Origin of the sequence: Ochrobactrum sp. SSR (assembly GCF_030067775.1) — a bacterium.
Taxonomy (GTDB): Bacteria; Pseudomonadota; Alphaproteobacteria; order Rhizobiales; family Rhizobiaceae; genus Brucella; species Brucella teleogrylli.
Genome location: NZ_CP125971.1, coordinates 229,181 through 246,337 on the forward strand (window position 1 = coordinate 229,181; position 17,157 = coordinate 246,337).

The following is a 17,157-nucleotide window of genomic DNA, read 5'->3' on the forward strand; positions in this document are numbered from 1 at the left end:
GCAAATCGAGCGCGCGACAGCGCGCCTCTCCCACCTTCGAACAGGAGCGTTGCATGTCCGCCGTGCTGAAAAATCAAACCATCGTTACGCCGCTGACGCCCAAGACGACAAAGGCCACGGGGAATATCGTCCGGCTGGCCAAACAGCCCAAACACGTTTTCGATATCGGCGCGCTCGTACGCGGCGCAGCGCGAAACATTCTGCCTCCGCTGGTGGTGCTCGCCGTGCTGCTCGGCGTCTGGCAGATATTGTGCGCTGCCCCCGACGCTTCCCTGCCCGCGCCATCCAAGGTTTGGGCGGACAGTTACGACCTGATCGCCTATCCCTTCTTCAATTACGGTTCGCAGGATATCGGGCTTGGCTGGCGCGTGCTCGTTTCGCTGGAACGCGTTGCCTATGGCTTCGGTCTTGCGGCCATAGCAGGTATCGTGATCGGCGCAGTCATCGGTCAGTCCGTCTGGGCCATGCGGGGCCTCGATCCGATCTTTCAGGTATTGCGCACCGTGCCGCCGCTGGCCTGGCTGCCATTGTCCCTCGCCGCCTTCCAGAACGCCAACCCGTCCGCGATCTTCGTGATCTTCATCACCTCGATCTGGCCGATCATCATCAACACCGCAGTTGGCGTGCGCAATATTCCGCAGGATTATCGCAACGTCGCCAAGGTGCTGCGGCTCAACCAGTTCGAGTTCTTCTTCAAGATCATGTTGCCATCGGCGGCGCCCTACATCTTCACGGGTCTGCGGATCGGTGTTGGCCTCTCATGGCTCGCCATTGTGGCTGCCGAAATGCTGACCGGCGGTGTCGGCATCGGCTTCTTCATCTGGGACGCGTGGAACTCGTCACGCCTGTCCGACATCATCGTCGCTCTCGCCTATATCGGCCTTGTCGGTTTCGCGCTCGACAAGCTGGTTGCGGCCCTCGGGCGGCTCATCACCCGCAGCACTTCTGCAAGCTGAGGAGAAGAGATATGAGCGCCTATCTCAAGCTTGACCATATCGACAAGCATTTTGAACGCTCGGAAGTCCTGAAAGACATCAATCTTTCGATCAACAAGGGCGAGTTCGTTTCCATCATTGGTCACTCCGGTTGCGGAAAATCCACGCTTTTGAACCTGATTGCCGGGCTGACGCCGGTTTCGTCCGGCGCCGTGTTGCTTGAAAACAAGGAAGTCAACGAGCCGGGACCGGAACGGGCGGTGGTTTTTCAGAACCATTCACTGCTGCCATGGTTGTCGGTTTATGAAAACGTCAACCTTGCCGTGACGAAGGTTTTCCGCTCCAGAAAGACCAAAGCCGAACGGCATGACTGGGTGATGGCAAATCTCGATCTTGTCCAGATGGCGCACGCCAAGGACAAGCGCCCGTCGGAAATTTCCGGCGGCATGAAGCAGCGCGTCGGCATCGCCCGCGCCTTGGCTATGGAACCGAAAATCCTGCTGCTCGATGAACCATTCGGCGCGCTCGACGCGCTGACCCGTGCCCATCTTCAGGATGCGGTGATGGAAATCCATGCACGGCTCGGCAACACGATGGTGATGATCACTCATGATGTGGATGAGGCGGTGCTGCTCTCCGACCGCATCGTAATGATGACCAACGGCCCGGCGGCGAAAATTGGCGAGGTTCTGGATGTCGCCATCCCCCGCCCGCGCAACCGCATCGAGCTGGCCTCCGACCGCACCTATCTGAAATGCCGCGAGGCTGTTCTGAAGTTCCTTTACGAGCGTCACCGCTTCGTGGAAGCTGCGGAGTAAATTCAATGCCCGACCAAACCAGACAGAAACTCGTTATCATCGGCAACGGAATGGCGCCCGGCCGCATGCTGGAACATTTGTTTGAGCACGCGCCGGGCCAGTATGAAGTCACTATTTTCAACGCCGAGCCGCGCGTCAATTACGACCGCATCATGCTGTCGCCGGTTCTCTCCGGCGAGAAGACCTATGAACAAATCGTCATCCATGGCGATGGCTGGTACATCAAGCACGGCATCACGCTCTATAAGGGCCACAAGGTCGTCTCCATCGACCGCGATGCCAAAACTGTGATATCGGATCATGGTGTTACGGAAAGCTATGACAAGCTGGTCATTGCCACTGGCTCGGTTCCGTTCATCATTCCGGTTCCGGGCAAGGACCTGCCCGGTGTCATCAGCTACCGCGATCTGGATGACGTCGATGCGATGCTGATTGCCGCACAATCGCGCGAAAAAGCCATCGTCATCGGCGGTGGTCTTCTCGGGCTGGAAGCGGCGGCGGGCCTTGCCCAGCGCGGCATGGACGTGACGGTGCTGCATGTCATGCCCACATTGATGGAACGCCAACTCGATCCCACCGCAGGCTATCTGCTGCAACGGGCGGTCGAGGAGCGCGGCATCAAGGTTATCTGCAAGGCGAACACGAAAGCCATTGTCGGTAGCGGCAAGGTCGAAGGCGTTGAGCTGGATGATGGAACCATTATTCCGGCCACGCTGGTCGTGATGGCCGTCGGCATCCGCCCCAATGTCGGACTCGCCAGAGATGCCGGTCTGGAGGTCAATCGCGGCATTGTCGTCGATGCGGGCATGCGAACGTCGGATGCCAATATTCTGGCGCTCGGGGAATGCGCGGAAGTGGGCGGCATGGTCTATGGGCTGGTCGCCCCGCTTTACGAAATGGCACGTGTGGCGGCTTCGCATCTGGCGGGCGACACTACGCCAGCCTTCACCCATTCCGACACGCCGACCAAACTCAAGGTGACGGGTATTGATCTGTTCTCGCTCGGCGATTTTGCCGATGCCGCGGACCGGGAGGAGATCGTGCTGCGCGATGCAACAGCGGGCATCTACAAGCGGCTTGTGATCAAGGAAAACCGGATCATCGGTACGGTTCTCTATGGCGAAACGGGGGATGGCGCCTGGTTCAATGATCTGAAGAAAAAGGCGACCGATATTTCGGCGATGCGCGATACGCTGATTTTTGGTCAGGCCTATCAGGGAGGAACCCCGCTGGACCCTATGGCGGCCGTTGCAGCCTTGCCGGATGATGCAGAAATCTGCGGCTGCAACGGCGTTTGCAAGAGTAAAATTGTCTCCACGATAACCGGCAAAGGGCTGACCTCGCTCGACGACGTGCGGGCACATACCAAGGCGTCCGCGTCCTGCGGCTCATGCACGGGACTGGTCGAGCAGCTCATGGCGTTGACGCTCGGGGACAGCTACAATCCCAGGGCCGTGCAGCCCATGTGCGGCTGCACTGATCTCGGGCATGACGATGTGCGCAGGCTCATCAAGGCCAAGAAGCTGAAGACCATTCCCGCCGTCATGCAGGAACTGGAATGGAAGACATCCTGCGGCTGCGCCAAATGCCGCCCGGCGCTCAATTATTACCTCGTCTGCGACTGGCCGGATGAATATGCCGACGACTACCAGTCGCGTTTCATCAATGAGCGCGTCCACGCCAATATCCAGAAGGACGGCACCTATTCCGTTGTTCCTCGCATGTGGGGCGGCGTGACAAATTCCAGCGAACTGCGCGCCATTGCCGATGTGGTGGACAAGTTCGCCATTCCAATGGTCAAGGTCACGGGCGGCCAGCGCATCGACTTGCTGGGGATTGAAAAGGAACAGTTGCCAGCGGTGTGGTCCGATCTGGGCAAGGCGGGTTTCATCTCCGGTCAGGCCTACGCCAAGGGGTTGCGCACGGTGAAAACCTGTGTTGGCACTGACTGGTGCCGGTTTGGCACACAGGATTCCACCGGTCTTGGTATCCGCATCGAGAAATTCATGTGGGGTTCGTGGACCCCCGCCAAGCTGAAATTGGCTGTTTCTGGTTGTCCGCGCAACTGCGCGGAAGCGACCTGCAAGGATATCGGCGTTATTTGCGTGGATTCCGGTTTCGAGATTCACTTCGCCGGAGCAGCCGGTCTCGACATCAAGGGCACGGAGGTTCTGGGGCTGGTGAAGACGGAAGACGAAGCTCTGGAGCATATCGTGGCGCTGACGCAGATGTATCGCGAGCAGGCCCGTTATCTGGAGCGCATCTATAAATGGGCCAAGCGCATCGGTCTCGATGAAATCCGTCGCCAGATCATGGAGGATACTGACAAGCGCCAGACCTATTATGACCACTTCGTCTTTTCGCAGAAGTTCGCACAGGTCGATCCGTGGTCCGAACGTGTTTCCGGCAAGGACAAACACGAATTCAAACCCATTGCTGTTTTGAATGCGGAGGCTGCGGAATGAACGAGATAGTCAGAAACTGGATTGCCATCGGCACACTGGACGACATTCCCCGTCAAGGATCGCGTTGCGTGAAAAACGGACCGACGACGATTGCCGTCTTTCGCACGTTCGATGACCGTCTGTTCGCCATCGAAGATCGTTGCCCGCACAAGGATGGGCCGCTCAGTCAGGGCATTGTCCATGACGGTTGTGTGACCTGCCCGCTGCATAACTGGGTCATCAATCTGGCGACCGGCAAGGCTGAAGGCGCGGATGAAGGTGCGACGCAGACGTTCCCCGTCAAGCAGGAAGGCAACACCATTTATCTCGCGCTTGGTTTCTGAACAAACCGGCGCTGACAATCGAACATAAGAGGAGACGACATGCTTAGCAAAAGCGATGTGATCGACATGATCTATGAAAAGAAACGGCTGGCCGGTCTGACATGGGCATCGATTGCCGAAGGCATCGGTATGAGCGAGGTGTTTGTCACTTCGGCCTGTCTTGGCATGAACGCGCTGCCGCGCGACAAGGCGGACAAGCTGGTGGTCAATCTTGGCCTGCCGCAGGAGGCCGCCGTGGTTTTGGCGGAATATCCGACCAAGGAATGGGACCGCGCGGTTCCGACCGATCCCTGCATCTATCGGCTTTACGAGATCGTTGGGGTCTACGGTCCAACGCTGAAGGAACTCATTCAGGAAAAGAGCGGCAACGGCATCATGAGCGCTATCGATTTCGAGATGAGCGTGGACAAGGTGCCCAACCCGAAGGGCGAGCGCATTGAAATCCGCATGAGCGGCAAATTCCTTTCCTACAACAGCTGGTAAAGCGCGCTCCAATTGTGCGGGCTCGATATGCAGCCCGGTAAGGCGACTATCATGGCAACGACCACCGAAACAAAGACCACCTGCCCCTATTGCGGCGTCGGTTGCGGCGTCATCGCCAGGGTCGATGAAGTCGGCTCTGTTTCAGTTCGCGGCGACCCGGATCACCCCGCTAATTTCGGACGACTATGTTCGAAAGGTTCGGCGCTTGCGGAAACGATCGACCTTGATGGGCGTCTGCTTTTTCCTGAGATTGACGGGCAACGTGCGGACTGGGATCAGGCGCTCGATCTCGTCGCCCAAAAATTTTCGGAAGCAATGGCGGAACATGGGCCGGATTCCGTGGCCTTTTATGTTTCAGGTCAACTTTTGACCGAAGACTATTACGTCGCGAACAAGCTGATGAAGGGCTTCATCGGCTCGGCGAATATCGACACCAACTCGCGGCTTTGCATGTCTTCATCAGTGGCGGGGCATCGTCGCGCCTTCGGGTCCGATACCGTGCCCGGCACCTATGAGGATATCGAACTGGCGGATCTGGTGGTCCTGACCGGCTCCAATCTCGCCTGGTGCCATCCCGTCATTTACCAGCGGCTTGCCGCAGCGAAAGCGGCGCGCCCACAGATGAAAGTCGTCGTCATCGATCCGCGCCGGACGATGACCTGCGATATTGCCGATCTGCATCTGGCGATCCTTCCCGATGGCGATGTGGCGCTTTTCATGGGACTGCTCGCGCATCTCGTGAAAAGCCCTGCGCTCAACATGGGCTATGTCGATGCATATACATCCGGCTTTGCGGTGGCTGTGGAAACGGCTACCACACTGGATCACGAAACGCTGACCGAACGCACCGGGCTCTTGTCGGCAGAACTCAATGAATTCTTCCGGCTGTTCGAAACCACCGACAAGGTCGTCACCTGCTACAGTCAGGGTGTTAACCAGTCGTCATCTGGAACCGACAAGGTCAACGCTATCATCAATTGCCATCTGGCGACGGGCCGGATCGGGCACCCCGGAATGGGACCTTTCTCAATGACCGGCCAGCCGAATGCCATGGGTGGCCGGGAAGTGGGCGGTCTTGCCAATATGCTTGCCGCGCATATGGCTATCGAGAATGCCGACGACCGTGACCGCGTGCAGCGTTTCTGGTCCTCCCCCACTATCGCAACCAAACCGGGTCTGAAAGCCGTCGATATGTTCCGCGCGGTGGCGGATGGGCGCATCAAGGCATTATGGGTCATGGCCACCAATCCGGTCGTGTCCATGCCGGATGCTGATGCGGTCGAGGCAGCCATAGCCGCCTGTCCCTTCGTTGTCGTTTCCGACATTATGCAGAACACCGATACGACGCGTCATGCGCATGTACTGCTGCCGTCTCTAGGTTGGGGCGAGAAGGACGGCACCGTTACCAATTCCGAGCGGCGCATCTCCCGGCAGCGAGCATTTCTGGCCGCTCCGGGCGAAGCACGGGCGGACTGGTGGCAACTGGCTGAGGTCGCGCGCCGTATGAACCATGCCGCTCCGTTCGACTATAGCGGGTCGGCGGCCATCTTCGCCGAGCACGCGGCGCTGTCCGCTTTTGAAAACGAAGGCAGCCGCGATTTCGATATCGGCGCATTTGAAGAGATCAGCCCTGCCGCTTACGACGCCATGACACCTTTCCAATGGCCCAAGTCACCCGGCCGAGCAGAGAATGCATCCCGCTTTTTTGCGAAGGGTGGTTATTTCCACCCGGACCGGCGCGCGCGCTTCATCGCCACCGCTGTGCCGGAGACAATTCGCACAAGCAGCGACCTTCCGTTCACGCTCAACACGGGTCGCATCCGCGATCAGTGGCATACGATGACGCGAACCGGCAAAAGCGCGCGGCTATCATCCCATATCGCCGAGCCTTTTGCCGAACTTCATCCACGCGATGCGATAGAGCTTGGCATCGAGAACGCCAGCTTGGTGGAAATCGAAAGCTCGCACGGGAAAGCCATCGTGCGTGCACTTGCAACGGAACGGCAGGCGCGCGGCAGTGTCTTCGTTCCAATGCATTGGAACGACCAGTTTTCCGCCCGCGCCCGTATTGATGCGGTCGTCGCGCCATTGGTCGATCCGGTTTCAGGCCAGCCCGCCTCCAAGAATGTGGCCGTCGCTGTCAGACCGTTTGCGGCGACCTGCTACGGCTTTGCCGTTTCGCTCGCAAAGCCTTCCGCTATCGGCTGCGATTACTGGGCGCTTGCTCGCGCAGACGGCGGCTGGCGGCTGGAACTGGCGTCACTTACCGATATCGGGGATTGGGTGGAATGGTGTTACGTACACTTCGCCATCCCAGAAGATATTCATCCGATCGGCTATACCGACACCGCGACCGGCGAAACAAGGCTCGCATTCTTTGCAGGTTCCCGATTGCTCGCAGCTTTGTTTATCGCGCCACAACCGGTTGCTGTCGCGCGCAATTGGGCCATCCAGCAACTGACTGTCACGCATGACGATCTGCGCAAGCGCTTTGCTATCGTTGCTGGTCGCCCCGGTGTCGACAAGCCGGACCCCGGCGCCACGGTTTGTTCATGCTTCGGTGTCGGCGTCAACCAGATCGGCGCCGCCATCCGTTCCGGCTGCCACAGTGTTGAAGCTATCGGTAAGGAACTCAATGCCGGAACCAACTGCGGCTCCTGCCGCGCAGAAATCAGGGGTATCATCGATGGGTGTCTCGCAACCGCAGCTGAATGAAACACCAGTTCGCATCGAAGCATTGGCGAAGCTTCCGGTCTTCTGGGCACTTGAAGGCAAGCTTTGTGTTGTTTCGGGTGGTTCGGACGCCGCCGCCTGGAAAGCGGAGCTGCTGGCCGCCTGTGGCGCGCATGTCAAAGTCTTTACCAGAGAACCTGATGAGATGATGCGCGCACTCGCAAGCCGTCCAGCGGCTCATATCAGAGCGGACATATCGCTGATTGGCCGTTCATGGCGGCAAAGTGATTTGCAAGGTGCTGCTATGGCTGTCGCCGACTGCGATGATAGTTATGAAGCCGAGCGGTTTTATACGGCTTGCGGAGCGATGGGCGTGCCAGTGAATGTCATCGACAAGCCCCCTTATTGCCAGTTCCAGTTCGGTTCCATCGTCAACCGGTCGCCGGTGATCGTTGCCATTTCGACGGATGGCGCAGCTCCTGTTCTGGCGCAGACGATCCGGAGTAAAATTGAAGTGCTTTTGCCAGCTTCACTCCAAAACTGGGCTGAACTGGCGCAGGCAATCCGTAGCCGCATCGGATCACTTTTACCAACGGCAGCGGCGCGCAGGCGCTTTTGGGAAATCTTCGTGGAGAAAGCTTTTTCCGAAAAGCGCACCGCCCGGACAGAAGGCGAACTGCTCACAACTGCTTCAGAACTGGTCTTGAATGCGGGCGACGTAAAGGTCTTTTCCGTCAACCCGATAGATCCGGAACTAATGACGCTGAAAGCAATACGCGGATTGCAAACCGCCGATGTGGTTTTTTTTGATAAAGGCATTGCGCCGGAAATACTGCAATTTGGGCGGCGCGAAGCAATACGCATTCAAGTTGAGGATAGGTCCCAGCAGGGCTCGTGGCCCCAAAACTGCCGTGTTGTATATCTGGTGTCAGATGGCGATGGGTCTACCAAAACGAACATAAGCCACTAAAGCAAAAGCTGACAAAGTGAGCATCATCATTGGACGAATAAGACCTTTCGCCGACGATGAAACCATCCAGCCTGAAGTTACAATGGCACTGCTCCAAAGCCATCCAAAGTCAGAGACAGAAAGCGCCATTGCGGTGATGCAAACGGGGCTTGCCGTCATAATCAATGTCAGTTCGCTATTTTCATCGTCACGGTGTGACGAAAAGAACGAAGTAAATGTACTCCAGCTAAAGCCAACTGACATACTGAGCAGGGCTGGCATCAAGATCGAATAAAACATGCGTGGCACCCCATAGAGCGATACCTTTCACATGCAGTTTTTATGCCACTTTTGGGGGAATAATCGTTTTGAAGTATATAATACTAGTAGGGGCGCGGCTAAGCAAAATTGAAGCGCTATCTTGGCCTTAAAATAATCGAATAATCAAGCCAAGCCACATAACTTTTCTTTCAGGCAAAGCGAGCCTGATCAAAAACAAGCCAGATGACAAATTTTCGAGCCCACCCTGTGCACTCTGATCTTAAAACGACCAGAGCGCATCAGGTACTGATCTGCTTAATTGTTATCGATCGGTGCATCGGCAGAAATGACGCCTTTGTCCTTCAGGCGAGCCCAGAAGGTGGCGGGAATTTCCTGCTCGAACCAATCGACATTTGCCTTCATCTGCTCGCCATTGCGGGCACCCGAAACAACCGTGACCACAGCTGGATGCAGTGTCGGGAAGGCTAACGCCGCGGCTTGCATGGTAACACCCTCGGATTCGCATGCCGCCTGGATTGCATCGACACGCGTCAGAAGATCGGTCGGCGCCTCGGCGTAGTTGAACTTCCGATTGCCCGCCAGAAGGCCGGAATTGAAAGCACCGGCCACGACGATACCAACGCCGTCGCGGTGGCAACGGTCGAGAAGCGCAAGGCTGTCCTGCTCCAGCAAGGTATAGCGGCCAGCAAGCATCGACACGTCGATGTCGAATTCCTGCATCGCGTCGGAAACGACTTGCCATTCATTGACGCCCAGACCAACGGCCTTTACCAAGCCCGCGGAACGCAGTTCTCCAAGCGCCTTGAATCCGCCGCCCTTGGTCAGCTGGTCCCAATAATGCTGTTGGCGATCCCCATGGGTGGCGCGGCCAATGTCATGAATATACAGCACGTCAGGAGCGAACACGCCAATGCGCTGGCGGCTTGCTTCGAAGGAACGCATGATTGCATCGTAGCTGTAATCATAATTCGGTCGGAAAGGCAGCGGCTCGACGTAAGCGTCTTCTTCCGGCCCGACCGTCTCATCCGGCACCATGATGCGCCCAACTTTGGTGCTAAGCACATACTCGTCGCGCTTGTGCTCCGTCACCATCGTGCCAAGGCGGCGCTCTGAACGCGTATAGCCATAAAAAGGCGCCGTATCGAAATAACGGATACCAGCATTCCAAGCTTCCTCGAAAGCACTCAGAGATTCCTGATAACTCGTCACCCGATAGAGATTGCCCATCTGGGCGCAGCCAAGACCCATTAGCGTGAACGAGACGTCACGATTGCGCAATTTGCGTCTGTCTGAAACCTTCATGATGTGCTGAATTCCCAATCTGACCGAAAAAAAGCGCGCGGATATGCTCCGCGCGCTGGCTTTGACTTAGTAAAGAACGTTCTTCGCTTCCGGCTTGTCGACATTGTCCTTTGTGACAACAACGACGCCAGTATCGATCGTCTTTTCGACCTTTTCCTTGTTGAGCAGCTTCAGCAGCGTTGCAACGCCGATATCACCCATCTGGTAGGAACCCTGGACAACGGTTGCGGCCAGCGTGCCGTCCTTGACGAATTCCTGCAAATCCTGATTTCCGTCGAAACCGATTGCAGTAACCTTGCCCGCCTTGCCGGCCTGCTTGATCGCCCGGCCCATGCCGATTGCGGTCGGCTCGTTTGCGCCAAAAATACCCTTCAGGTCGCTGTTGGCAGCAAGAACATCGGTGGTCTGGTTAAGCGCGGTAGCCATCTGCGACTGCGAATAGTATGGGCCGACGATTTCCAGCTTCGAATTGGCCTTGATGTAGTCGGTAAAGCCGCCCACACGGCCGATTTCCGATCCGGCGCCAGCAACATAGGACATGACGGCGATCTTGCCCGTGGTTCCGACCTTATCGATCAGAGCCTTCGCGGCGAGTTCGCCAGCCTTCTTATTATCCGTCGCCAAGAAGGACTGATAGTATTTCTCGGCACCGCTGGCGAGCTGGCTGTCGATGATGACAACCGGGATACGTGCTTCCCAAGCCTTTTTCACGGCTGGCACGAGCGCATCGGGATCGGACGGTGCAAGGAGAATGGCGTCAACTTTGCGGTTGACGGCATTTTCGACCATGTTGACCTGGTCGGCAATAGCCGATTCCGATGCAGGTCCCTGGAACGTCATTGTGTGCTCGCCCTTTGCCTCGGCAATGGCGGCATCGGCGCCCTTCTGAACGTTCTGCCAGAAGGTCGAATTGACCGTTTTGACGATAACCGCAATTTCACCGGCTGAAGCAGTGGACAAACCGCCGATGACCATGACCGAAGCGAGAAGCGCAGTTTTAAATTTACCCATGTTTTCCTCCAACTAACCGAACCCGACCGGAGTTCGAAACGGGGGAAGGCCCTACCCTTCCCGTCCTCCTCTTCAGCGACGATTGCGCAATTGGTCGATCCAGACGGTGACCAGAATGACAAGGCCGATGATGATCTGCTGCGTGAAGGCGGAGACGCCATTCATGTTCAAACCGTTACGCAAAATGCCGATGACGAATGCGCCGATGAAAGTTCCGGAGATCGTACCGACCCCGCCGATCAATGATGTACCGCCGATGACCGCGCTGGCGATGGCATCAAGTTCGTACATGACGCCTTCATTCGGCTGCGCGGTGACAAGTCTCGACATCAGCACACAACCGGTCAGCCCGGCCAGCGTGCCGGAAATCAGGTAGGTGTAGATCGTGATCCGGGAGACGTTGACGCCCGACAGACGCGCTGCAACGGCATTGGACCCAATGGCATAGATATGACGGCCAAAGACGGTCCGATTGAGAACAAACGCGGCGATGATGGCGATCACAATCATCAGGACAACGGGATACGGGATGCCCGGAAAAGTGACGACCGGAAACCCCTGTTCATCGATCGACTCCATCCGAAACAGCGAACCGTTACCCAGAACACCGAAGCTTTCTCCCAGTCCCGACACGGCGCGGGCGCCAGTGATCTGCAATGCAACACCACGGGCAATCAACATCATGCCAAGCGTGGCAATAAAGGGAGGCAGCCGCAACTTGGTGACAGCGAGACCATTGATCAGGCCGCAAAGCGACCCGGTCAAAATGCCGAGCAGCATCGAAATCCAGATGGGAAGCTGCAGTTCCTTGACGGCAAGTGCAGCCACAACGCCAGCGAGCGCGAGCACCGAGCCAACGGAAAGATCGATACCACCCGTAATGATCACGTAGGTCGCACCAATACCGAGCAAAGCAATCGACGTGACCTGAAGCGCAATTGTCATGCCATTGCCGACGGAGAAAAAGGCGCTGCTCGTCGCGGAGAAGATTGCAGCAAGCACGACAAGACTGCCAAGTGCTGCAAATTTCTGGATGATATCCTTCTGCCGCTCGCTAAGGCGTCGTCCCTTATCTGCCAAAACTTGGCCCTGTTCTACCGGTTTACCGTTGGTTACTTCCGTCATGCTGATTATCCTTATTCGCCGCGTCGACCACTGCCGGACGCGTAATGCATGATCTCTTCCTGATTGGTGTCGCGTGTTTTGAGAGTCGCAGCGATACGCCCGCCATGGAAGACAGCGATGCGATCAGACATCCCAAGCACTTCCGGCAATTCGGAACTGATCAAAACGACAGCGATACCGCGCGCCGCAAGCTCATCCATGATCTGATAGATCGCAAATTTCGCTCCAACGTCGATGCCACGTGTCGGCTCGTCGAAAAACATGACTCGCGGCTCACGAAACAGCCATTTGCCGATGATGATTTTCTGCTGATTGCCACCCGACAAAAGACGAACCGGCTGATGGAGGCTCGGAGTCTTGATGCTCAGGAGATCGACGTAATGCTGGCTCGCATCCCGCTCTTGCTTGCGGTCGATGACACCGAGACTGTTACTGACCGCCTGCATGCGCGCCATGACCAGATTGGCATCGACAGGCATCGCGATGGCCAAACCTTGAGCTTTGCGATCTTCAGACAGGTAAGCGATGCCGGCATCGATACCGCTGCGTGGGTCTGTGATTTTCAATTCACTGCCGTCGAGCATGATGGTGCCCGCATCAAGCGGATCCGCGCCGAAAATTGCGCGCGCCACTTCGGTTCGCCCTGCACCCATCAACCCTGCAAAGCCGAGAATCTCGCCACGACGAATATCAAAGCTGATATCCTCAAAAACATCGCGTCTTGTGAGGCCTTTTACGGAGAATATGACTTCATCAGCAGGCTGACGGGTCGGCTCCGGAAACTTGTCCTCCAGCGAGCGCCCAACCATGCGCGCAACGATTTCGTCGACGGTGAGGTCGGCAAAATCGTCCGTTGAAACATATCGCCCATCGCGCAAAACTGTAACGCGATCAACGATCTCCTGCATCTCATCCAGCCGGTGAGAAATATAAATAATGCCGGTGCCCTGGCTTTTCAGGTCACGGATCACCTTGAAGAGAAGCTGCGCTTCCTGTTCCGTCAAAGACGAGGTGGGTTCGTCCATAATCAGCACATTCGCGTCAAGCGAAAGCGCCTTCGCAATTTCCACCATCTGACATTGGGCGACCGACAGCGTCCGCACCTGCACGTTTGGATCGATATTAACCCCAAGCCGATCCAGACAGCGCTTGGCATCTGCGATCAACTTCTTTCGATCAACCAGAAAGCCTCGCCGGGGTTCACGTGCGAGATAGATATTCTCCGCAACGCTCAAATGCGGTACGAGGTTGAGTTCCTGATGGATGATAGCGATGCCAGCTGCTTCCGACTCCAGCGTCGAAGCGAACTGAACCGGCGATCCCTTATAGGTGATCGAACCTGAATTTGGTTGGTATACGCCGCTGATGATTTTCATCAGCGTCGATTTGCCAGCGCCATTTTCTCCGCAGACAGCGTGAACCTCTCCGGCGCGCAGATCGAAGCTAACGCCCGAAAGAGCCTTTACGCCTGGAAATTCTTTCGACACATCTTCGAGCGTGAGCAGCACGCGAGCCGTTTCAGATGGCTTCTTTGCAGAATGACCTCTCATCGCGCTCCTCCTCCTGGTGCTCTGAAAAAGTTGTCATTTGATAGGGGGAAAAGAGAAATCTGGTCAAGCCACTTTATCGAAATTTCTTGAGAATAGCGCTAAAATAAGGAAAATAGTGGTGAAACAATCCGTTCATAACAAATTTGGTCTTACCGCATGCTTGAAACGAGACGTGTCTATCAACAGATCGCCGACCAAATCCGCGCGCTTATCGACGCCGGTTCACTCGCGGCGGGATCAAGATTACCGGCTGAACGGGAACTTGCGCAGCAATTGGGAATCTCACGCCCGTCGCTTCGTGAAGCGCTTATTGCGCTCGAAATCGAGGGGGTCATCGACATTCGATCAGGATCAGGTATCTATGTCCTGAACCCCACCGGCTCGGAACTGAATGAACAATCGTTGGGTGAAAGCCCTGCTGAATTGATGCAGGCGCGCGTTTTGATAGAATGTGGCTTGATCGCGCAATGTGCGGCACGCATCAGCGAGCCGTCATTGTCAGAACTGGAGAGTATCCTTGAAGCGATGTTGCGGGATATCGATATCAATCGAAAGCCTTTGGAACATGATCGAAGGTTTCACATCAGCCTTGCATCGGCAGTGGGAAACAGCGTTCTGACCAATCTGGTGATCAAGCTTTTCGATGAGAGACACAGCCCAATCTCCGAACGCATGCAAAGGCATACGGAGACGCCGAATACCTGGCGGCTGGCGGTTGAAGAACATCGCGCGATTTTGACTGCCCTCAGGGCAAAAGACCCGTTTGCAGCGCAAGCCGCCATGCATGCCCATCTCGCGGCATCCGAACGCCGGTGGGTCGAAGATTAACGGCGCGCAACATTGAACAATTCTGCTGACCAGGCAGCGCGCGAGCGACAGGATTGCCCTCGCGCCGATAGATTTCATGCAGAAGCCGCCACCAGCAAGGCCGCGTTCAGCCGTTGACTACCGCTTAGCAGAAATCCGACCGCTGTTTTTGCGCGCGGTCGTGCATTATTTGCTGCCCGCACGCACGGCTAACGGACGGCTTATCGACCCGGTCGCCCGCTTACACCTTGGCAATGGCGCCCGACCGGAGCGCCTCATTTATATGGAGATGTTTCCGCCAAAACTATGCCAGAATCCCATGGATTGATGGTCAATATCTTTAAAAGCTTGATGACATCGAGCGCAATTACGAAGCTCATGCCGAAAGAGGAGAGGTCGGCACCTCTGCGAACATCCACAAATCACCATCGGTACAGCCTCCTCTAAAAGCATCCAAAAATTCCCCGGGAACAACATATGCCTAATCACCTGTTTGATGCCATTCGCAGCGCAATTTCCACCACCGACGCGACCTTCATAGAAACACAAGCGGGAAAGATCTGGACATATGGGGATATGCTGGCCCTATCCGCACGTCTTGCCAATGTGCTGGTCGAGCGCGGCGTTAAACCCGGCGACCGTATCGCCGTTCAGGTTGAAAAAAGTGCCGAAGCCTTAATGCTTTATCTGGCCTGCTTGCGGTGTGGCGCTGTCTATCTGCCGCTAAACACGGGCTATACGGTCGCCGAACTTGATTACTTTTTTAACGACGCCAAGCCAGCCGTTGTGGTCGTTTCACCGCAAAATGCGGAAAAGCTTGCCGAAACGGTCCGCGCCTGCGGCGCAGTTCTTGAAACGCTGGACGAAACGGGCGGCGGCTCTTTGATGGACCGCGCAGAAGATGCCGAGCCACAATTTAGCGATGTCGATCGCGGACCGGACGATCTTGCCGCAATTCTTTACACGTCAGGCACGACTGGACGCTCAAAGGGCGCGATGCTCAGTCATGACAATCTGCTCTCCAACGCATTGACGCTGCGCGATAGCTGGCACTTTTCCTCTGCAGACCGGCTCATCCACGCATTGCCGATTTTTCATACGCACGGCCTGTTTGTCGCAAGCAATGTAACCTTGATCTCCGGCGCATCGATGTATCTGTTGCCAAAATTCGACGCGGACCAAATCGTCGCTCGCCTACCCAAAACAACCGTGTTGATGGGGGTTCCGACGTTCTATGTGCGCTTGTCGCAGGATGCGCGCATAAACCGTGAAAGCACCGCACGTATGCGGCTCTTCATCTCGGGGTCCGCTCCTCTTCTGAACGAGACCCACCAGACTTTTTTCGAAAATACAGGGCATGCCATTCTGGAACGCTATGGCATGACGGAAACCAACATGAACACCTCCAATCCCTATCGCGGAGATCGACTAGCAGGAACCGTGGGCCTTCCCCTGCCCGGTGTGAATATTCGCGTGGTAGACATGGAAAGTGGCACGGCACTCCCGGACGGAGAGACCGGGATGCTGGAGGTCAAAGGGCCGAATGTATTCAAAGGCTATTGGAATATGCCGGAAAAGACCAGGGCGGAATTCCGAGACGATGGCTTCTTCATCACAGGCGATCTCGGTCTTATCGATGAGAGGGGATATATTCACATTGTGGGTCGAGGCAAGGACCTCGTGATATCGGGTGGCTATAATATCTATCCAAAAGAAATCGAGAGCGAAATCGATCTGTTGGATGGCGTGTTTGAGAGCGCAGTTATTGGCCTGCCACATAAGGATTTTGGCGAAGGCACCACAGCTGTTGTTGTTAAAAAACCTGGCTCTTCGTTAGAGGAAAAACAGGTGCTGGCGGCTTTGAGCGAACGACTGGCGCGCTACAAACTGCCGAAGCGGATTCTGTTTGTAGACGAGCTGCCTCGAAACACTATGGGTAAGGTGCAAAAGAATATCCTGCGGGAGCGTTACCACCAGCTCTATGAATAAAAGTATGCCTTCTCGCTGCTCTAAGACCGAATGTTTTCAACATAGCAAATCTGTTCTTGTTTGATTGACCGACAAGAACAGAAAGGATTTTGCGCGCGGTGCATTCGTCCAAAGCTTCGGGCATGCTCCCGGCAGCGGCCTTCGCCTCCCCTCACAGGAAGCTGCAAAGTGAGATACCTGGGCAGGCGCGATGCACTCCGGCTGGCTTCTCCGATCAACGCGTTAAAGTTAGTCTGAATCCAAGACATGCTACTTATTATATAAAAACGATTGCTGTTATTTTTTAAATGTAGTTATACTGTAATTATCCATAGCAGAATGGAGGGTCACAGATGTATGCATTTGCTTCTGTATCGAAAGCCGCAATCCTTCTGGCAGCGTTATCTACGTTTTTTTCTCCATTGACGCGAACGCGCGTCCTATTCCCAGAAGCGTCGTTGTCGGT

The 17,157-nt window shown here is 55.9% G+C and carries 15 protein-coding genes; 10 read left to right on the forward strand and 5 right to left on the reverse strand.

Features of this window, described 5'->3' with window-relative positions:
- Window positions 1–53 precede the first annotated feature (53 nt).
- Genes ntrB through QLQ11_RS18565 form a run of 7 tightly spaced genes read left to right on the forward strand, consistent with a single transcriptional unit; the run spans window position 54 to window position 8,667 of the window.
- On the forward strand, window positions 54–956 hold the full coding sequence (gene ntrB / locus QLQ11_RS18535) for a nitrate ABC transporter permease (RefSeq protein ID WP_283735240.1): 903 nt from the start codon (window positions 54–56) through the stop codon (window positions 954–956).
- Window positions 957–967: 11 nt separating this feature from the next.
- Window positions 968–1,753: an ABC transporter ATP-binding protein gene (locus QLQ11_RS18540; RefSeq protein ID WP_283735239.1), complete on the forward strand. Its 786-nt coding sequence runs from the start codon at window positions 968–970 to the stop codon at window positions 1,751–1,753.
- 5 nt (window positions 1,754–1,758) lie between these two features.
- Entirely contained in the window at window positions 1,759–4,218 is a 2,460-nt protein-coding gene (gene nirB / locus QLQ11_RS18545; RefSeq protein ID WP_283735238.1) for a nitrite reductase large subunit NirB, read from the forward strand.
- A complete protein-coding gene (nirD, locus tag QLQ11_RS18550; protein WP_124915392.1) occupies window positions 4,215–4,541 on the forward strand; it encodes a nitrite reductase small subunit NirD in 327 nt (108 codons plus the stop codon). The genes nirB and nirD overlap by 4 nt, the downstream gene beginning before the upstream one ends.
- A 39-nt stretch (window positions 4,542–4,580) precedes the next feature.
- Window positions 4,581–5,024, forward strand: coding sequence for a cyanase (gene cynS, locus QLQ11_RS18555; RefSeq protein WP_283735237.1), 444 nt, complete (start codon window positions 4,581–4,583; stop codon window positions 5,022–5,024).
- A gap of 51 nt (window positions 5,025–5,075) precedes the next feature.
- Complete coding sequence (locus tag QLQ11_RS18560; protein WP_283735236.1) at window positions 5,076–7,739, forward strand: nitrate reductase; 2,664 nt, start codon at window positions 5,076–5,078, stop codon at window positions 7,737–7,739.
- A 22-nt stretch (window positions 7,740–7,761) separates the two neighbouring features.
- Entirely contained in the window at window positions 7,762–8,667 is a 906-nt protein-coding gene (locus tag QLQ11_RS18565; protein WP_371836050.1) for an NAD(P)-dependent oxidoreductase, read from the forward strand.
- Here the strand turns inward: QLQ11_RS18565 and QLQ11_RS18570 are convergent.
- The 5 genes from QLQ11_RS18570 to QLQ11_RS18590 all read right to left on the reverse strand — a co-directional run bounded on the left by QLQ11_RS18570 (window position 8,626) and on the right by QLQ11_RS18590 (window position 13,916).
- Entirely contained in the window at window positions 8,626–8,946 is a 321-nt protein-coding gene (locus tag QLQ11_RS18570) for a hypothetical protein (RefSeq protein ID WP_147437993.1), read from the reverse strand. The genes QLQ11_RS18565 and QLQ11_RS18570 overlap by 42 nt on opposite strands.
- A 276-nt stretch (window positions 8,947–9,222) precedes the next feature.
- Window positions 9,223–10,230, reverse strand: a complete 1,008-nt coding sequence (locus QLQ11_RS18575; RefSeq protein WP_283735235.1) for an aldo/keto reductase — start codon at window positions 10,228–10,230, stop codon at window positions 9,223–9,225.
- 66 nt (window positions 10,231–10,296) lie between these two features.
- On the reverse strand, window positions 10,297–11,241 hold the full coding sequence (locus tag QLQ11_RS18580; RefSeq protein WP_283735234.1) for an ABC transporter substrate-binding protein: 945 nt from the start codon (window positions 11,239–11,241) through the stop codon (window positions 10,297–10,299).
- A gap of 72 nt (window positions 11,242–11,313) precedes the next feature.
- A complete protein-coding gene (locus QLQ11_RS18585) occupies window positions 11,314–12,366 on the reverse strand; it encodes an ABC transporter permease (RefSeq protein ID WP_283735233.1) in 1,053 nt (350 codons plus the stop codon).
- A gap of 11 nt (window positions 12,367–12,377) precedes the next feature.
- Window positions 12,378–13,916: a sugar ABC transporter ATP-binding protein gene (locus QLQ11_RS18590; RefSeq protein ID WP_109366113.1), complete on the reverse strand. Its 1,539-nt coding sequence runs from the start codon at window positions 13,914–13,916 to the stop codon at window positions 12,378–12,380.
- A gap of 156 nt (window positions 13,917–14,072) precedes the next feature.
- Here QLQ11_RS18590 and QLQ11_RS18595 point away from each other — a divergent pair, with 156 nt between their 5' ends.
- From QLQ11_RS18595 to QLQ11_RS18605, 3 genes are all read left to right on the forward strand, one after another.
- Window positions 14,073–14,744 carry a FadR/GntR family transcriptional regulator gene (locus QLQ11_RS18595; protein WP_283735232.1) on the forward strand — a complete coding sequence of 224 codons (672 nt, stop codon included), beginning with the start codon at window positions 14,073–14,075 and terminating at the stop codon, window positions 14,742–14,744.
- A gap of 76 nt (window positions 14,745–14,820) precedes the next feature.
- Complete coding sequence (locus tag QLQ11_RS18600; RefSeq protein ID WP_283735231.1) at window positions 14,821–15,051, forward strand: malonyl-CoA decarboxylase domain-containing protein; 231 nt, start codon at window positions 14,821–14,823, stop codon at window positions 15,049–15,051.
- 149 nt (window positions 15,052–15,200) lie between these two features.
- Window positions 15,201–16,712, forward strand: coding sequence for a malonyl-CoA synthase (locus tag QLQ11_RS18605; protein ID WP_283735230.1), 1,512 nt, complete (start codon window positions 15,201–15,203; stop codon window positions 16,710–16,712).
- The last annotated feature ends 445 nt before the right edge of the window (window positions 16,713–17,157 follow it).